The following is a 15363-nucleotide window of genomic DNA, read 5'->3' as shown; positions in this document are numbered from 1 at the left end:
GGGAAGAAAGGCGCTGCCCGTTTTCAGGGCAGCGCAGGCCAGGCTTATTGATAGCCTTCGGGGAATGGGTTCGGTTCCATCAGCTCTTCGGTCTCGTAGACGACCTCGTACTGGCCATCGTCGAGGGCGTGACCGACGCGGGTCTTGGACCAGAGGTGGTGGTTGTCGTGGATCTTGACGTAGCCTTCCGGCGCGGTCGTCAGCTCGATGCCGGGTGAGGCTTCCTTGATCTTGTCGATGTCGAAGGAGCCGGCCTTTTCAACCGCGGCCTTCCAAAGCCAGGGGCCGAGATAGGCGGCCTGGGTGACGTCGCCGATGACGATGTCCTCGCCCCACATGTCCTTGAACGCAGCCACGAATTCGGCATTGTTCTCGTTCTGCAGGCTCTGGAAGTACTTCATCGTGGCGTAGGCGCCGACGATGTTCTCGCCGCCGATCCCGAGGATTTCGTCTTCGGTGACCGAGATGGTCAGCAGAAGCGGCTTTTCCTTGGTGAGGTCGATACCGGCAGCCTTGAGCTGCTTGTAGAACGCAACGTTGGAGCCGCCGACGACGATCGCGTAGATCACATCAGGCTTTTTCAGCTTGATCTTGTTGATGACCGAGTTGAACTGGGTGTGGCCGAGCGGATAGTATTCCTCGCCGACGACTTCGAGACCCAGCTTTTCGATGTGCTTGCGGGCGATCTTGTTGGAGGTGCGCGGCCAGATATAGTCGGAGCCGAGCAGGTAGAAGCTCTTGGCGCCCTTTTCCTTCACCACCCAGTCGATGCCGGCGATGATCTGCTGGGTCGCTTCCTGACCGGTGTAGATCACGTTCGGGCTCTCCTCGAGGCCTTCGTAGAAGGTCGGGTAGTAGAGCATGCCGTTATACTGCTCGAACACCGGCAGCACGGCCTTGCGCGACGCCGACGTCCAGCAGCCGAACACGGCAGCGACCTTGTCCTGCACCAGCAGCTTCTTCGCCTTTTCGGCAAAGGTCGGCCAGTCGGAAGCACCGTCTTCCTGGATGTATTCGATCTGGCGGCCAAGCACGCCGCCGGAAGCATTGATCTGCTCGATGGCAAGCTTTTCGGCCTGCACCGAGCCGGTCTCGCTGATCGACATCGTGCCGGTGACGGAGTGGAGGATGCCGACCTTCACGGTATCGTCCGTCACCGCAAGCCCGGTCGTGTTGACCTCGGCTGTCGGATACTCCTGTGCCGCTGCGGGGAATGCCGCAGTGGCAATCAGCGGCAGCGCCGCCAGCCCGGCAAGCAGAGCCCGCCGCGCAATCGATAGTCTCTTAAGTTCGTCCCTCATGGCAGAGCCTTTTCATGTCTCTGGGTTTCGGTCTTGCGCTGGCTGTTGCCGCCAACTGAGGGGAAGTTCGCCAGCAATGAGCCGGCGCAACAATGGAGCGTTTGACGTATATGCCCTGGAGCGTTTTACCCGTAGCATCGGGGACAGTTGGAAGGCAGAAGGCCCTATCAGGCTGAAACGACAGGCCAATTCGCCCGAGGGACAAATGGCCGGTTCTGCATCCGACAGGGGTTAAATTTTTATCGAGCGCGGCTTGCCGTGATCTGGAACGGAACTTGCGTCTTTTGATGTGAGATCCCGCCCGGAAGGTGCGCAACAAAGGAGAGTGGGATGACGGGGGATATCGGGGCGTGACAACCGCCGAGCGTATTCCGCGCAACCGGCGGACCTACAACAAGTGGGTGGCGAACCAGACGCTGGAGGACTACGCGCTCAGGTTCACAGCCTACAAGGTACGCCGTTTTTCAAACTGGCGGATCGCCAATACGGCGCTTGGCGCGATCTCGTTTCTGGCGCTTGAGGCGATCGGCGGCGCGATCACACTCAACTACGGGTTTTCCAACGCAGTCACCGCGATCGCTGTGTGCTGCCTGATCATCTTTCTGATGGGCGTTCCGATTGCCTATTATGCAGCCAAATACGGCGTCGATATCGATCTTCTGACGCGGGGCGCCGGCTTCGGCTATATCGGCTCCACCGTCACCTCGCTGATCTATGCGACCTTCACCTTCATCTTCTTCGCCATCGAGGCGGCGATCGTTGCGACCGCGCTGCAGCTTTGCACCGGATTGCCGCTGTCGATCGGCTATATCGTCAGCGCGCTGGTGATCATTCCGCTGGTCACCCACGGGGTCACCTTCATCAGCCGGTTTCAGGCCTGGACCCAGCCCTTCTGGGTGGTGCTGCAGCTTGCGCCCTTCATCTTCATCGCGCTGCAAAGCCATGATTCGATCCGCCAGTGGACAGGCTATTCGGGGCTGTGGGGCTTTGCGGACGGCAGCGCCGACATTGTCCATTTCGGCGCTGCCTCGGCTGTCCTGTTTTCGCTCGTCGCACAGATCGGCGAACAGGTGGATTTCCTCCGCTTCCTGCCGCGCCGCACCAGGGGCAATCACCTGCGCTGGTGGGCTGCACTTCTGGCGGCAGGTCCCGGCTGGATCGTGATCGGCGGGCTGAAGATCCTCGGCGGCTCTTTTCTCGCCTTCTTTGCCTTCAAGCAGGGTGTGCTGTTTCACGATGCCTCCGATCCGACCCAGATGTATCTGAGCGTGTTCCGCGAAATGCTCGGTTCTCCTGAACTGGCGCTCGGCGTGGCCGGCATCTTCGTGGTCATCTGCCAGATGAAGATCAACGTCACCAATTCCTATGCCGGGTCGATCGCCTGGTCGAACTTCTTCTCGCGCCTGACCCACAGCCATCCCGGCCGCGTCGTCTGGCTGGTGTTCAATGTCATGCTCGGCCTGCTTTTGATGGAATTCGGGGTCTACAAGGCGCTGGAACAGACGCTCGGCCTCTATTCCATCGTGGCGGTCGCCTGGATGGCGACGATCGTGGCCGATCTCGTGATCAACAAGCCGCTCGGTCTGTCTCCTGCAGGCATCGAGTTCAAGCGCGCGCATCTCTATGACATCAACCCGGTCGGATTCGGCGCCATGTGCATGGCGGCGCTTCTCGGCCTTGCCGCCTATTTCGGCTTCTTCGGCGAGACGCTTGCCCATGTCTATATCTATGTCGCGCTGACGGCGCCCTTTCTGCTTTCACCCGCGATCGCGCTTGTTACCCGCAGCCGGTTCTACATCGCCCGCACGCCGCCCTCGGAGTGGAAAAGCGCCGAGCGCATCCAGTGCTGCCTGTGCGAGCATCATTTCGACAGCGAGGACATGGCGCGCTGCCCGGTCTATGCCGGACCGATCTGCTCGCTCTGCTGCACGCTCGATGCGCGCTGCGGCGATGCTTGCAAGACCGATGCGCGGCTGAAGGACCAGATCCGCACCTTCGCAACCGCCTTCCTGCCGAAAAGCCTCGCGGCCTTCCTCGAAAGCCGGCTTGCGCGCTATATCGCGGTGCAGACCATCGTCACCGCGCTGATCGGCACCGTGTTCTGGCTGATCTATTTCCAGTCCACCTTCGACCCGTCGCTGCCCGCCCACCACATCGCCGCGGTGATGTGGAAATTGTTCGTGATCCTGTTCATCATCTCCGGCATCATCGTCTGGCTGTTCGTGCTGGCGCAGGAAAGCCGGAACTTCGCCGAGGACGAGTCGCGCAAGCATACCCGCATGCTGATGGACGAGATCATCGCCCATGACGAGACCGGCAAGCTTTTGCAGAAGGCCAAGGAGCAGGCCGAATCCGCCAATCAGGCGAAAAGCAAATATGTCGTGGGCCTGAGCCACGAACTGCGCACGCCGCTGTCGGCGATCCTCGGGTATGCGCAGCTGCTGGAGCGCCAGAAGGGGCTGCCGGTCTATATCCACAACGCCGCCCGCACCATCAAGAGGAGCGGGGAACATCTGGCCGACATGATCGAGGGTCTGCTCGATATTTCCAAGATCGAGGCCGGCAGGCTCGAGATCTTCCGCCACAAGATCGCGCTGCGTCCCTTCCTCGACCAGATCGTCGACATGTTCGCGCTGCAGGCCAAGGCCAAGGGCATCGGCTTCGAATTCAACGCCACCTCCAACGTGCCGGATTACGTCTTCACTGACGACAAGCGGCTCAGGCAGGTGCTGATCAACCTTCTGTCCAACGCGATCAAGTTCACCGATCAGGGTGAGGTGCGGCTGACCCTTTCCTATCGCGGACAGGTGGCGACCTTCGAGATCGAGGATACCGGCATCGGCATTTCAGACGCGGATATCGAGCGCGTGTTCCTGCCGTTCGAGCGCGCTGAACAGCCCGCCAACGCGTCGCGCCCGCCGGGAACGGGTCTCGGGCTCACCATCACCAAGCTTCTGGTGGAAATCATGGGCGGCGAGCTTGTGGTGCGCAGCCGCTACGGCAAGGGCACCTATGTCTCGATCCGTTTGATGCTGTCATCCGCCAAGGAGCCGGTCGAGACCTCGTCCTCGATCACTTCGGTCAGCGGCTATGAAGGGCCGCGCCGCACCATTCTGGTCGCCGACGACGATCCGGCGCAGCGGGCACTTCTCGAAGACGTGCTGCGGCCGTTGGGCTTCACAGTCCTCACAGTTTCCGACGGTCCGGCCTGCCTTTCGGCGCTCGCCCTTTACGCGCCCGATCTCCTGATCCTCGATATCGCCATGCCGACCATGACGGGCTGGGAGGTGGCGCGCCAGGTGCGCAAGCGCTTCGACCGCGCGCTCCCGATCGTGATGGTCTCGGCCGATGCCGGCAATGAGCGCACCCGGCCGGACTATGCCGGCCTCTGCGACGCCTATCTGGTCAAGCCCTTCAGCTTCGAGGAACTGTTCGAGCATTTTGCGACCCTGATCCCGCTCGTCTGGACCGATGACGAGCGCAAATCCGACCTGCTCGATGCCGGCATGGCTTTTTCTGCCGGGGAATTGCCGGAGACCAGCAAGCTCAACCAGCTTCACACGCTCGCCCGCATGGGCTTCATCCGCTCGATCGAGGCGATGCTTACCGAGATCGAGACCTCGACACCGCAAACGAAGCGGTTCTGCGCCCATATGCGCCAGCTCCTGGACGACCACCGGCTGAGCGATTTCCTGTCTGTCCTTGATGAGGTGAACCATGCCTGACAAAGCCGAAACAAGCCGGGTACTGGTGGTCGATGACAGCGCCGATGCGCTGTGCATGCTCTCCGACGCGCTGACGCTCGAGGGCATGGACGTGATGACCTGCAGCAGCGGGCGGCAGGCGATCTCGCTTGCCAACTCCACCGCGCCCGACATCGTGCTGATGGACGCGATCATGCCCGGGCTCGACGGCTTCGAGACCTGCCAGATCCTGAAGGCCGAGCAGGGCTTCGAGGACACACCGGTGATCTTCATGACCGGCTTCAACGAGAGCGAACATGTGGTGAAGGCGCTGACGGCCGGCGGCGTCGATTTCATCAGCAAGCCGATCATGCTCGACCAGCTCTTTGCCCGCATGCGGGTCCATCTCGGCAATGCGCGGCGCGCCCGTTCCGCCCGCAAGGCGCTCGATTCCACCGGGCGCTGGATCGTTGCCTGCGACCGCAACGGCAAGATCTTCTGGTCGACCCCGCAGGCCGCGGAACTGATGCAGCGCGCGGGCATCCGCGCCGACCAGAACGCCTATCTGCCCTGGGAAATCGTCGAATGGCTGTCGGGGCTGGAGGGGCAGGGCGCCAAGGGCGCCGTCAGCGAAAGCACGCGCTATTCCCGCAACGGCCACGACATGGAATTCCGGCTTCTGTCCGACGATGGCAATGAGGAGGTGCTGCTGCGCCTGGTCGACCGCCAGCGCGGCACCGATGAGGAACAGCTCGCCAAGGCCTTCGGCCTGACGCTCCGGGAAGCCGAAGTGCTGCTGTGGATCGCCCACGGCAAGACCAACAAGGAAATCGCCGACATCCTCGCCATGTCGCCACGCACCGTGAACAAGCATCTGGAACAGATCTTCAACAAGCTGATGGTGGACAAGCGGACCTCGGCGGCGACCATGGCGGTCAGGGTGCTGTGGCGCGACAGCTAGGGCGGCGACTGCATCCCCCAATATGCATGGCTGGGTTGCAACTTCGGGTTTGACAAGAAAAAGTCGAAATCAGAGCCTATCTCCTGCAGCCTTGGAACAAGAAGTCCGGCGCCGCATCGGTGCCGGCGAAACGGAGCAGAAATGTTCATTCGACGCGCCAGAATGGCTGGCGCAGCCCTGATACTGGGAACGATTGCCACACCCGTCCTGACCAAAAAACGCGCGACCCGCGACGTGTTCGAATTCCTCAGGGAAAGCGAATTCGAAGCTTACGAGGCTCGACTGAGCGCGCCGGCTATGCCGAAAAGCGCAACGCTTCACTGACGACGCCTGCGCTTTTCGCTCTCCCGTATCTCCGGCGCTCTTGCGCTTTGAAGCCGAGATATGACACCCTGCGGCCTTCATCTGCTGCAAGGAGTCATGAAATGCTGTCTCGACGCGCCCTTTGTGCTGCGGTTCTGGTGCTGTTCAGCGCGGCCGCAGCGCCTGCTGCCGAACTGCCGGATATGGAAGGACGCACCATCAGCGTCGTGTCGGAAAACACCTATCCGCCGCTGCAGTTCATCGATCCCAAGACCGGCGAGGCGATTGGCTGGGAATATGATGCGATGGCGGAGATCGCCAAGCGCCTCAACCTCAACATCGATTATGCCACTGCAAGCTGGGATGCGATGGTGCAGGCGATCCATGACGGTCAGTATGATGTCGCCATGAACGGCATCACCATCCGCGACGACCGCAAGGAGATGGTGGATTTCTCCGCGCCCTATCTGCATTCGGAAATGCTGATGCTGGTGCGCGGCGACGAAGACCGGTTCAGCGACGCGGAGAGTTTCGCAGCCTTTGAAGATGGCCTGATCGGCTCGCAGGCGGGCACCACGCCGTTCTACACCGGCGTCTACGAGGTGCTGGACGGGAACGAGCAGAACCCGCGCATCAAGCTTTACGAGACCATCGGCGCTGCCGTGCAGGCGCTCAGGATCGGCGATGTCGATCTGGTGCTGTCCGACAGCACGGCCGCAAACGGCTATGTCAATGTGTCCGATGGCGCCTTGAAGCTCATTGGCTCGCCGATGGGTGCCGAGGATTTCGGCTTCATCTTCCAGAAGGGCTCCGACCTTGTCGGCCCCTTTGATGCGGCCATCGGCTCCATGGCGGCCGATGGCACGCTCGACGCGCTGAACCAGAAATGGTTCGTCGACTACGCGATGGGGCAGTAGCACCGGAATGGGCTTCCAGAAACTGCCCGCGGGCAATGCGGGCGAGCGGCCGTGGTGGCTTTATGCCTTTCTGGCACTTGCCGCGGCGGCCGCCATCGCCATTGCCGCAAACAGGCTTTACGCCGAGGTGTTCGCGATCGTTGCCAAGGGCATCGGCGTTACCGTGTTCGTCACGCTGGTTGCCTTCGCGCTGGCGACCGCCTTTGGCATGATGCTGGCGCTTCTCGGGCTCTCGCGCCATGTCGCGCTGCGCCAGATTGCGCGCTTCTATGTCGAGATCATCCGTGGCATCCCGATCATCGTCTTGTTGTTCTACGTCGCCTTTGTCGGCGCCCCGGCGCTTGTGGGGCTTGCCAACACGGTGTTCTCGCCGCTGATCGACGCCGGCATGATGGATGCATTCGTGGTCCGCGACTTCTCGCTGATGTGGCGGGCGATCATTGCGCTCACGATCGGCTATGCCGCCTTCATTGCCGAAATCTTCCGCGCCGGAATCCAGGCCGTGGACGAGGGCCAGATCGAGGCGGCACAGGCGCTGGGGCTCAGGCGGTTCCAGCGCTTCCGTCTGATCGTGTTTCCGCAGGCGATCCGCACGATCTTTCCGCCGCTTTCCAACGACTTCGTCTCGATGGTCAAGGATTCCTCGCTCGTTTCCGTTCTCGGCGTCGCCGATATCACCCAGATGGGCAAGGTCTATGCCGCAAGCTCGTTCCGGTTCTTCGAGACCTATTCGATCGTCGCCTATGTCTATCTGCTGCTGACGATTGGCCTGTCGCTGATCCTGCGTGGCATCGAACAGCGGATGCGCAAGAAGAACGGCTTCAGCCGCTATGGTGCGGAACGGGCGAAAGCCGGAGGGCCGGGCCAGTTTTGAACCATTCTCGGAAGTGATTGCCGCGCTCCCAGAAAGCTGGTAATAACGCGCCCCATGAGGACCATTGACCATCGCAATCCGGCCGTTACTTTCCGGCCCTTCGTTCTGCAGGACAGAAAACGCCTGCCGGGACGGTTCTTTGCGATGATTTCCGGCGCGCTCAACGCCCGACTTAGCTGATCGCCTCCAGCTGAACGTTGGCGCTTTCGCCGCATTTTCCTTTTTCTTCGACATATGGGTCATGAAATCATGAGCAAGGCTCGCACACTTTACGACAAAATCTGGGACGATCATCTGGTTGACCAACAGGATGACGGCACCTGTCTCCTCTATATCGACCGCCATCTGGTGCATGAAGTCACCAGCCCGCAGGCGTTCGAAGGCCTGAGGCTTGCCGGCCGCAAGGTCCACGCGCCGCTGAAGACGCTGGCTGTCGTCGACCACAACGTGCCGACCACGCCGGACCGCGTCAACGGCATCAAGAACGAGGAAAGCCGCATCCAGGTGGAAGCGCTTGCCCAGAATGCCGCCGATTTCGGCGTCGAGTATTATTCCGAGAAGGACAAGCGTCAGGGCATCGTCCACATCGTCGGTCCCGAGCAGGGCTTCACGCTGCCCGGCATGACGATCGTCTGCGGCGACAGCCACACCTCGACGCATGGCGCCTTCGGCGCGCTGGCGCATGGCATCGGCACGTCGGAAGTCGAGCACGTGCTCGCTACCCAGACGCTGATCCAGAAGAAGGCCAAGAACATGCTGGTGCGTGTCGATGGCAAGGCGCCGGAAGGCGTCACAGCCAAGGACATCATCCTGGCGATCATCGGCGAGATCGGCACCGCCGGCGGTACCGGCCATGTGATCGAGTTTGCGGGCGAAGCGATCCGCGACCTGTCGATGGAAGGCCGCATGACCGTCTGCAACATGACGATCGAAGGCGGCGCCCGCGCCGGCCTGATTGCGCCGGATGAAAAGACCTTCGAATATATCAAGGGCCGCCCGCGTGCGCCTGAAGGCGAGGCCTGGGATCGTGCCGTCGAATACTGGAAGTCGCTGACGACCGATGAGGGCGCGCATTACGACCGCGTCGTCACGCTCGATGCTGCAAGCCTGCCGCCGATCGTCTCGTGGGGCTCTTCGCCTGAAGACGTGATCGCGGTCACCGGCGAAGTGCCGAACCCGGATGATATCGAGGACGAGAACAAGCGCACGTCGAAGTGGCGCGCGTTGAAATATATGGGCCTCGAGCCGGGAACCAGGATGACCGACGTTGCAGTTGATCGCGTGTTCATCGGCTCCTGCACCAATGGTCGCATAGAGGATCTGCGCGCGGCAGCAGCCGTTGCCAAGGGCCGCAAGGTGGCGTCCACCGTGAACGCCATGATCGTGCCGGGCTCGGGTCTCGTCAAGGAACAGGCGGAAGCCGAAGGCCTCGACAAGATCTTCATCGAGGCCGGCTTCGAATGGCGCGAGCCGGGCTGCTCCATGTGCCTTGCCATGAACGACGACCGGCTGAAGCCGGAAGAGCGTTGCGCATCGACCTCGAACCGCAACTTCGAAGGCCGTCAGGGCTACAAGGGCCGCACCCATCTGGTGTCGCCCGCGATGGCCGCCGCTGCCGCAATCGAAGGCCACTTCGTCGATATCCGCGACTGGAAGTAGTCGCAGGGTCCTGCAGACTTGCCGTATGACTGAGGGGTGGAGCAATCCGCCCCTTAGTTTGTTTTAGCGCATGTCCTTGAATGCTGCCTGGATGCTCGGATCAAGTCGGAGCGTGATCCCTGTGGGTGAGGCTGGCGTGAGTGATTGTCTCAAAAGCGCTGGCTTGGCCAGCTGTCTGAGGGGCGGTCGGATCCACACCCTTTTGTATTGAAGGCAACCGCTGCAAAGGCAAATCGTGAAACTTGCCATTTCGCTTGCGCCTTGAAAGCTGCTAGCCTTTCACGATTGCAGAAATGAGGGGCGGGGAGGGCAGTGGTGAGGATAAGGGCGGCCGGAGATCAGGCCATCAGCGTCGAGTTTGAGGATGCGATCGATCCTGCGGTCCATGCCCGTGTTGTCGCGCTCGATCGCGCGCTGAAGGAGGAGCCGATCGCAGGCATCGTCGAGACCGTGCCGGCCTATCGTTCGCTGCTCGTCTATTATGATCCTGGCCGGATTCGTGCGGCGGCCCTGGTGCCGCTTCTGGAGGAGCGTGCCGAACAGGCGGTCGGGGACATGGAAAGCGCTCGCCGGTTCAATGTGCCCGTCTGCTATCACGGCTCGCCGGATCTCGCGGCGCTCGCCGAGATGAAAGGGTTAGATGCCGAAGAGTTGATCGCGCTTCATACCGGAGCAGAGTACCGGGTTTACATGATCGGCTTTGCGCCGGGCTTCACCTATCTCGGCGGGCTGCCGGAGGCGCTGCATACGCCGCGCCTTGAGGTTCCCCGCCAGAGGGTGGAGGCTGGCGCGGTCGGCATTGGCGGTGCGCAGGCGGCGATCAATTCGGTCACCGGGCCCAGCGGCTGGCGTTATATCGGCCGCACGCCTCTCAATCTTTTCGATCCCGAACGTCCGGAACCATCCTTCTTTCGGGCGGGTGACATGATCCGCTTTTTCGAGATTTCTCCGGACGAATTCGAAGCGCTTCAGCGCCGAGCGGATGCTGGCGAGGCAATCGTTGAGGCGGAGGCATCATGAACGCGCTGGAGGTGATCAGGGCCGGACTTATGGTGTCTGTCCAGGCGAAGCCGCGTACCGGCTATATGGCCGCAGGCGTTTCTCCCTCCGGCCCGATGGACGAGGCCGCGTTCAGGATTGCACAGGCCCTTGTCGGCAATGATGGGGATGCGGCCGCGCTCGAATTTGCCCAGTTCGGCGGGCGCTACCGTGTCACCGAGGCCTGCATGGTAGCCGTTACCGGCGGCGCTGCCGCGCTCGCCATCAATGGCCGGCCGATGCCGCTATGGGAAAGCCATGCGGTGCGTCCCGGCGAGGTGATCGACATCGGCCCGATGCGCGGCGCGGTCTGGGGTTATATCGCCTTTTCCGGCGGCATCGCCGTGCCGGCGCTGCTCGGCTCGCGCGCAACCCATGTCAGAAACGGCATGGGCGGTTTCGAGGGGCGGGTGCTTGCCGATGGCGATATCCTGCCGCTCGGGGAAAGCGCGCCCGGACCCGTCCATCGCCTGAGCGGGATCTTCCACCGGCCGCACGGGCCGATCCGCATCGTTGCCGGGCCCCAGGCGGAGCGGTTCGATCGCTATGCCTGGTCGCAGCTGCTCGGGGAAGCCTTTGCTGTCTCGCCGCGCCGCGACCGCATGGCAAGCCTGCTTGACGGGCCGCTTCTGCGCACCACAGGCGGCCATGACATCATCTCGGACGCGACGCCTGCAGGCTCCATCCAGGTGCCGGGCTCGGGCATTGCGACGGTGCTGATGGCAGAGCGGCAGACAACGGGCGGTTATCCCAAGATTGCCACCGTGATCTCGTCCGATCTCGGACGTCTGGCGCAGATGCCCGCGGGCGCACCCTTCCATTTCGTGGCGATCACGCAGGACGAGGCCGAGATGAGACTGCTTGCCGAACGGGAGCGGATCGAAACGGCGATCCGCTCCATCGCCACGCCCGCCTGACAGGCAAGCGAAGGGGAAGCGCCGGGCTCCCCCCTGTCATTCAGGCGATGCCGCCGAGGCAGATATATTTCAGCTCGGTATAGTCATCGAGGCCGTATTTCGAGCCCTCGCGGCCGAGGCCCGACTGCTTGACGCCGCCGAAGGGCGCGACTTCGGTCGAGATCAAGCCGGTATTGACGCCGACAATGCCGTATTCCAGCGCCTCGGCAACGCGGAAGATCTTCGCCACATCGCGCGAGAAGAAATAGGAGGCGAGGCCGAATTCGGTGTCGTTGGCCATCGCGATCACGTCTTCCTCGCTGTCGAAGCTGAAGAGCGGCGCGACGGGGCCGAAGGTTTCCTCACGCGCGCACTTCATGTCCGGCGTGACGCCGGTGAGCACGGTCGGTTCGAAGAACAGGCCGCCGCGTTCGTGCGCCTTGCCGCCGAGCTTGATTTCCGCGCCCTTGGACGTGGCGTCCTCGATATGGTCCTTGACCTTCTCGACGGCAGCTTTCTCGATCATCGGGCCGATCTCGGTGCCATCCTCCATGCCGTTGCCGACCTTGAGCTTGGCCACGCGCGCTGCGAGCTTTTCGGCGAAGGCATCATAGACGCCGGACTGGACATAGAGCCGGTTGGCGCACACGCAGGTCTGGCCGGCATTGCGGAACTTGGATGCGATCGCGCCTTCGACGGCGGCATCGAGATCGGCATCGTCGAAGACGATGAAGGGCGCGTTGCCGCCGAGTTCGAGGCCCATCTTCTTGATCTGGTCGGCGCCCTGACGCATCAGGATCCGGCCAACTTCGGTGGAGCCGGTGAAGGTGATCTTGCGGACGCGGTCATCCTCGCTGAACACCTTGCCGACCGTCGAGGAGCTGGTTGAGGTGATGACCGACAGAAGGCCCTTGGGAACGCCCGCCTGTTCGGCCAGCAGCGCCATGGAAAGGGCGGAGAGCGGGGTTTGCTGCGCCGGCTTGCAGACGATCGAGCAGCCTGCGGCAAGTGCGGGCGCCATCTTGCGTGCGAGCATGGCATTCGGGAAGTTCCAGGGCGTGATCGCGCCGACGACGCCGACGGGCTGGCGAATGACCATGATGCGCTTGTCTGCCTGATGGCCGGGGATGATGTCGCCATAGGCGCGCTTGGCTTCTTCACCGAACCATTCGATATAGGCGCCGCCATAGAGGACCTCGCCGCGGGCCTCTGCCCAGGGCTTGCCCATTTCCATGGTCAGGATGGTCGCGAGATCATCGGCGTTTTCGACCATCAGATCGTAAAGTTTGCGCAGCACCGCGGCGCGCTCCTTGCCGGTCTTCTTCGCCCAGGCCTTCTGCGCCTCGTAGGCAGCTGCGACGGCCTCCTCGACGTCTTCCTTGCCGCAGTCGGGAAGCGTTGCGATGACGTCGCCATTGGCCGGGTTCACGACGTCGAAGGTCTTGCCGCTTGCCACCGCATCACGCCATTCGCCCGCGACGAGCGCGCGCGATACTGCAAGTTCGGTTCTGGTCAGTTTGTCGGAAAGCGCTTTCGCGATCGTCATGATGGAATTCCCTCTATGCTTTGCTCTTTGCCGCACGCCTCCGTGCGATGTGTCAGACCATGCATATAGATCAGCACCAATGTTCGCCAAATGAAATCTTCCAAAATTTCTGCGCGCGGTCATGAGGCATGCAGTCGCGTGGGCAGGGCTGCAGGATGCCGATCGGAATCAGCGCTACCGCATGATAGAGGCCTCCGGGGCCCCTTTGGAACGCCAGCGCACGCAACCGTGCGGGGGCTGGTTTCAGGCGGGCGCGAAATGCTATAGGTCAGCCATGATGCGCGATGGGCCCGCGGAAGAAGATGCGGAGCCCAGCGAGTTTTGACGCATGTTCGCAAGCCGGCGGCAATTCCGTCCGTCACGCTGCGGGATGCTCTTGGAAAAGGTGCCAGATGCAGACGATTTTCGTTCAGTTCAAATGCCAGCCCGGCCACGCCTATGACGTTGCCGACCTCGTCGTGCGCACGCTCGAGGAGACCTCGGAAATCTATTCGACCTCCGGCCATTACGACCTGCTTGCCAAGTTCTATCTGGGCAAGGACGCCGATATCGGGCATTTCGTGACGAGCAAGCTGCAGACGATCGAGGGCGTCAAGGAAACCTTCACGATCGTCACCTTCAAGGCGTTCTCGTAACGCTTGCAGGGTGATTGAGCGGTGCGGGCCGCGAGGCTGTCGCACCGCCAGTTCGATCAGAATTCGGGTGCGGCAAGGCCGTTTGCGCGGTATGCGGCGATCACCGTATTGGCCATCAGCATTGTGATCGTCATAGGGCCAACGCCGCCCGGAACCGGCGTGATGGCGCCTGCGACCTTCTCGGCCGCCACGAAATCCACATCGCCCAGAAGCCGCGTCTTGCCTTCGCCCCGCTCGGGCGCCGGTACGCGGGTGATGCCGACATCGATCACGGTGGCGCCGGGCTTGACCCAGTCGGCCTTCACCATCTCGGCACGGCCCGTGGCGGCGACGAGAATATCGGCGCGGGCAGCGATTTCTGCCAGGTTTGCGGTGCGCGAATGGGCCATGGTCACGGTCGCATTCGCCTGAAGCAGCAATTGCCCCATCGGCTTGCCGAACAGGTTGGAGCGGCCGATGACGACGGCATTGAGGCCGGAGAGATCGCTGCCATGGACGGAGCGGATCAGCACCATGGATCCGGCGGGCGTGCAGGAGATCAGCCCGGTCTTCATGTCGCCCAGCGCAAGCTTGCCGGCATTGACGACGGAGAGGCCGTCTACATCCTTCTCGGGACGGATGAGCTGGATGACGGGCGCTTCATCGAGATGGTCGGGGAGGGGAAGCTGGACCAGAATGCCGTGGATGTCGGCATCGTCGTTGAGTTCGCGCACGACCTTTTCCAGCTCGTCCTGGCTGGTTTCTGCGGGAAGGGTGATCTGGACAGAGTGGAAGCCGCATTCCTTGGCGCGCTTGCCCTTGGCGGCGACATAGGTGTGGCTTGCCGGGTCATCGCCCACGATCACCACCGCCAGACCGGGCACGACGCCCTTTTCGTCCTTCAGCCGATCGCTCGCTTCCCTGACCTTCGAGATCACATCCGCTGCGATCGCTTTTCCGTCAATCCGCTCTGCCATGCCACTCACCATTCAATGGGCGCCGCAGACACAGGATAGAGGGCGCCAGAAACAAAAACGGCAAGCGCCGGAACGCTTGCCAATATCTTGACCAGTAAACAGGACCGATCAGTTCAGGCGGTTCTTGACCGCATCGACAGACTGCGAGAACAGCTTCGACTGAACAGCCGGCGTTGCCTTCTTGTCCAGCACGATGCGGGCAGCTTCGACGGCGACGTCGACGGCAGCACCGCGAACGGCGGCAACAGCTTCCTGCTCGGCCTGGCGGATCTTCTGTTCGGAAAAGGCGGTGCGACGCTCGACATATTCTTCGGTCTTGCGGCGGGCTTCTTCCTTGATCGACTGGGCTTCGCGTTCGGCTGCGGCGACGATGTCCTTGGCCTCTTCCTCGGCTTCGCGGCGCTTGCGCTGATAGTCGGCAAGCACATGCTGGGCTTCTTCGCGAAGACGCTTGGCTTCCGCCAGTTCGTCGCGAATTTCATTGGCGCGGGAATCAAGCGACCGCAGCAGAATGCCGGGAACCTTGAAATAGGCGACCACGATGAAGAACAGGATCAGGCCGACAAATGCGTAGAATGTTGCATCAAGTGACAT

Annotated in this window: 13 protein-coding genes; 9 read left to right on the top strand and 4 right to left on the bottom strand. The window is 62.1% G+C overall.

Annotated elements, in window-relative coordinates; all coding sequences use genetic code 11:
* Window positions 1-44 precede the first annotated feature (44 nt).
* Window positions 45-1301 carry an urea ABC transporter substrate-binding protein gene (urtA, locus tag HPQ62_RS08015; protein WP_174802026.1) on the bottom strand — a complete coding sequence of 419 codons (1257 nt, stop codon included), beginning with the start codon at window positions 1299-1301 and terminating at the stop codon, window positions 45-47.
* Window positions 1302-1651: 350 nt separating this feature from the next.
* Between urtA and HPQ62_RS08010 the strand changes: the two genes are divergently transcribed.
* From HPQ62_RS08010 to HPQ62_RS07975, 8 genes are all read left to right on the top strand, one after another.
* Window positions 1652-5026 (top strand): ATP-binding protein, encoded by a 3375-nt coding sequence (locus HPQ62_RS08010; RefSeq protein ID WP_174802025.1) that lies wholly within the window; start codon window positions 1652-1654, stop codon window positions 5024-5026.
* On the top strand, window positions 5019-5945 hold the full coding sequence (locus HPQ62_RS08005; protein WP_174802024.1) for a response regulator transcription factor: 927 nt from the start codon (window positions 5019-5021) through the stop codon (window positions 5943-5945). The genes HPQ62_RS08010 and HPQ62_RS08005 overlap by 8 nt, the downstream gene beginning before the upstream one ends.
* A 141-nt stretch (window positions 5946-6086) precedes the next feature.
* Window positions 6087-6269: a hypothetical protein gene (locus tag HPQ62_RS08000; protein WP_174802023.1), complete on the top strand. Its 183-nt coding sequence runs from the start codon at window positions 6087-6089 to the stop codon at window positions 6267-6269.
* Window positions 6270-6370: 101 nt separating this feature from the next.
* Window positions 6371-7165: a transporter substrate-binding domain-containing protein gene (locus HPQ62_RS07995; RefSeq protein WP_174802022.1), complete on the top strand. Its 795-nt coding sequence runs from the start codon at window positions 6371-6373 to the stop codon at window positions 7163-7165.
* Window positions 7166-7172: 7 nt separating this feature from the next.
* On the top strand, window positions 7173-8039 hold the full coding sequence (locus HPQ62_RS07990; protein ID WP_174802021.1) for an amino acid ABC transporter permease: 867 nt from the start codon (window positions 7173-7175) through the stop codon (window positions 8037-8039).
* A gap of 249 nt (window positions 8040-8288) precedes the next feature.
* The gene (leuC, locus tag HPQ62_RS07985; RefSeq protein WP_174802020.1) at window positions 8289-9698 is read left to right on the top strand and encodes a 3-isopropylmalate dehydratase large subunit; all 1410 of its coding nucleotides are present in this window, start codon (window positions 8289-8291) and stop codon (window positions 9696-9698) included.
* 315 nt (window positions 9699-10013) lie between these two features.
* Complete coding sequence (gene pxpB / locus HPQ62_RS07980; protein ID WP_342343688.1) at window positions 10014-10718, top strand: 5-oxoprolinase subunit PxpB; 705 nt, start codon at window positions 10014-10016, stop codon at window positions 10716-10718.
* The gene (locus HPQ62_RS07975; RefSeq protein ID WP_174802018.1) at window positions 10715-11653 is read left to right on the top strand and encodes a 5-oxoprolinase subunit C family protein; all 939 of its coding nucleotides are present in this window, start codon (window positions 10715-10717) and stop codon (window positions 11651-11653) included. The genes pxpB and HPQ62_RS07975 overlap by 4 nt, the downstream gene beginning before the upstream one ends.
* Before the next feature lie 40 nt (window positions 11654-11693).
* On the opposite strand, the gene HPQ62_RS07970 is transcribed toward HPQ62_RS07975, so the two are convergent.
* Window positions 11694-13178, bottom strand: a complete 1485-nt coding sequence (locus HPQ62_RS07970) for an NAD-dependent succinate-semialdehyde dehydrogenase (protein WP_174802017.1) — start codon at window positions 13176-13178, stop codon at window positions 11694-11696.
* A 392-nt stretch (window positions 13179-13570) separates the two neighbouring features.
* On the opposite strand from HPQ62_RS07970, the gene HPQ62_RS07965 reads away from it, so the two are divergent.
* Entirely contained in the window at window positions 13571-13813 is a 243-nt protein-coding gene (locus HPQ62_RS07965; protein WP_174802016.1) for an Lrp/AsnC ligand binding domain-containing protein, read from the top strand.
* A 56-nt stretch (window positions 13814-13869) separates the two neighbouring features.
* On the opposite strand, the gene folD is transcribed toward HPQ62_RS07965, so the two are convergent.
* Both folD and HPQ62_RS07955 read right to left on the bottom strand, forming a co-directional pair.
* On the bottom strand, window positions 13870-14769 hold the full coding sequence (gene folD, locus HPQ62_RS07960) for a bifunctional methylenetetrahydrofolate dehydrogenase/methenyltetrahydrofolate cyclohydrolase FolD (protein ID WP_174802015.1): 900 nt from the start codon (window positions 14767-14769) through the stop codon (window positions 13870-13872).
* Window positions 14770-14877: 108 nt separating this feature from the next.
* Window positions 14878-15363, bottom strand: coding sequence for a F0F1 ATP synthase subunit B (locus HPQ62_RS07955; protein WP_174802014.1), 486 nt, complete (start codon window positions 15361-15363; stop codon window positions 14878-14880).

It is taken from the genome of Martelella limonii (genome assembly GCF_013344475.1).
GTDB classification, from domain to species: domain Bacteria; phylum Pseudomonadota; class Alphaproteobacteria; order Rhizobiales; family Rhizobiaceae; genus Martelella; species Martelella limonii.
This window is presented reverse-complemented; position numbering and strand designations above follow the sequence as displayed.

What these genes read in the sequence shown, in the direction of transcription:
- HPQ62_RS07975 (WP_174802018.1), top strand. Translation starts at nt 10,715, where the DNA reads ATGAACGCGCTGGAGGTGATCAGGGCCGGACTTATGGTGTCTGTCCAG.
- urtA (WP_174802026.1), bottom strand. Translation starts at nt 1,301, where the DNA reads ATGAGGGACGAACTTAAGAGACTATCGATTGCGCGGCGGGCTCTGCTT.
- HPQ62_RS07970 (WP_174802017.1), bottom strand. Translation starts at nt 13,178, where the DNA reads ATGACGATCGCGAAAGCGCTTTCCGACAAACTGACCAGAACCGAACTT.
- HPQ62_RS08000 (WP_174802023.1), top strand. Translation starts at nt 6,087, where the DNA reads ATGTTCATTCGACGCGCCAGAATGGCTGGCGCAGCCCTGATACTGGGA.
- HPQ62_RS07990 (WP_174802021.1), top strand. Translation starts at nt 7,173, where the DNA reads ATGGGCTTCCAGAAACTGCCCGCGGGCAATGCGGGCGAGCGGCCGTGG.
- folD (WP_174802015.1), bottom strand. Translation starts at nt 14,769, where the DNA reads ATGGCAGAGCGGATTGACGGAAAAGCGATCGCAGCGGATGTGATCTCG.
- HPQ62_RS08005 (WP_174802024.1), top strand. Translation starts at nt 5,019, where the DNA reads ATGCCTGACAAAGCCGAAACAAGCCGGGTACTGGTGGTCGATGACAGC.
- HPQ62_RS07995 (WP_174802022.1), top strand. Translation starts at nt 6,371, where the DNA reads ATGCTGTCTCGACGCGCCCTTTGTGCTGCGGTTCTGGTGCTGTTCAGC.
- leuC (WP_174802020.1), top strand. Translation starts at nt 8,289, where the DNA reads ATGAGCAAGGCTCGCACACTTTACGACAAAATCTGGGACGATCATCTG.
- HPQ62_RS07965 (WP_174802016.1), top strand. Translation starts at nt 13,571, where the DNA reads ATGCAGACGATTTTCGTTCAGTTCAAATGCCAGCCCGGCCACGCCTAT.
- HPQ62_RS07955 (WP_174802014.1), bottom strand. Translation starts at nt 15,363, where the DNA reads ATGTCACTTGATGCAACATTCTACGCATTTGTCGGCCTGATCCTGTTC.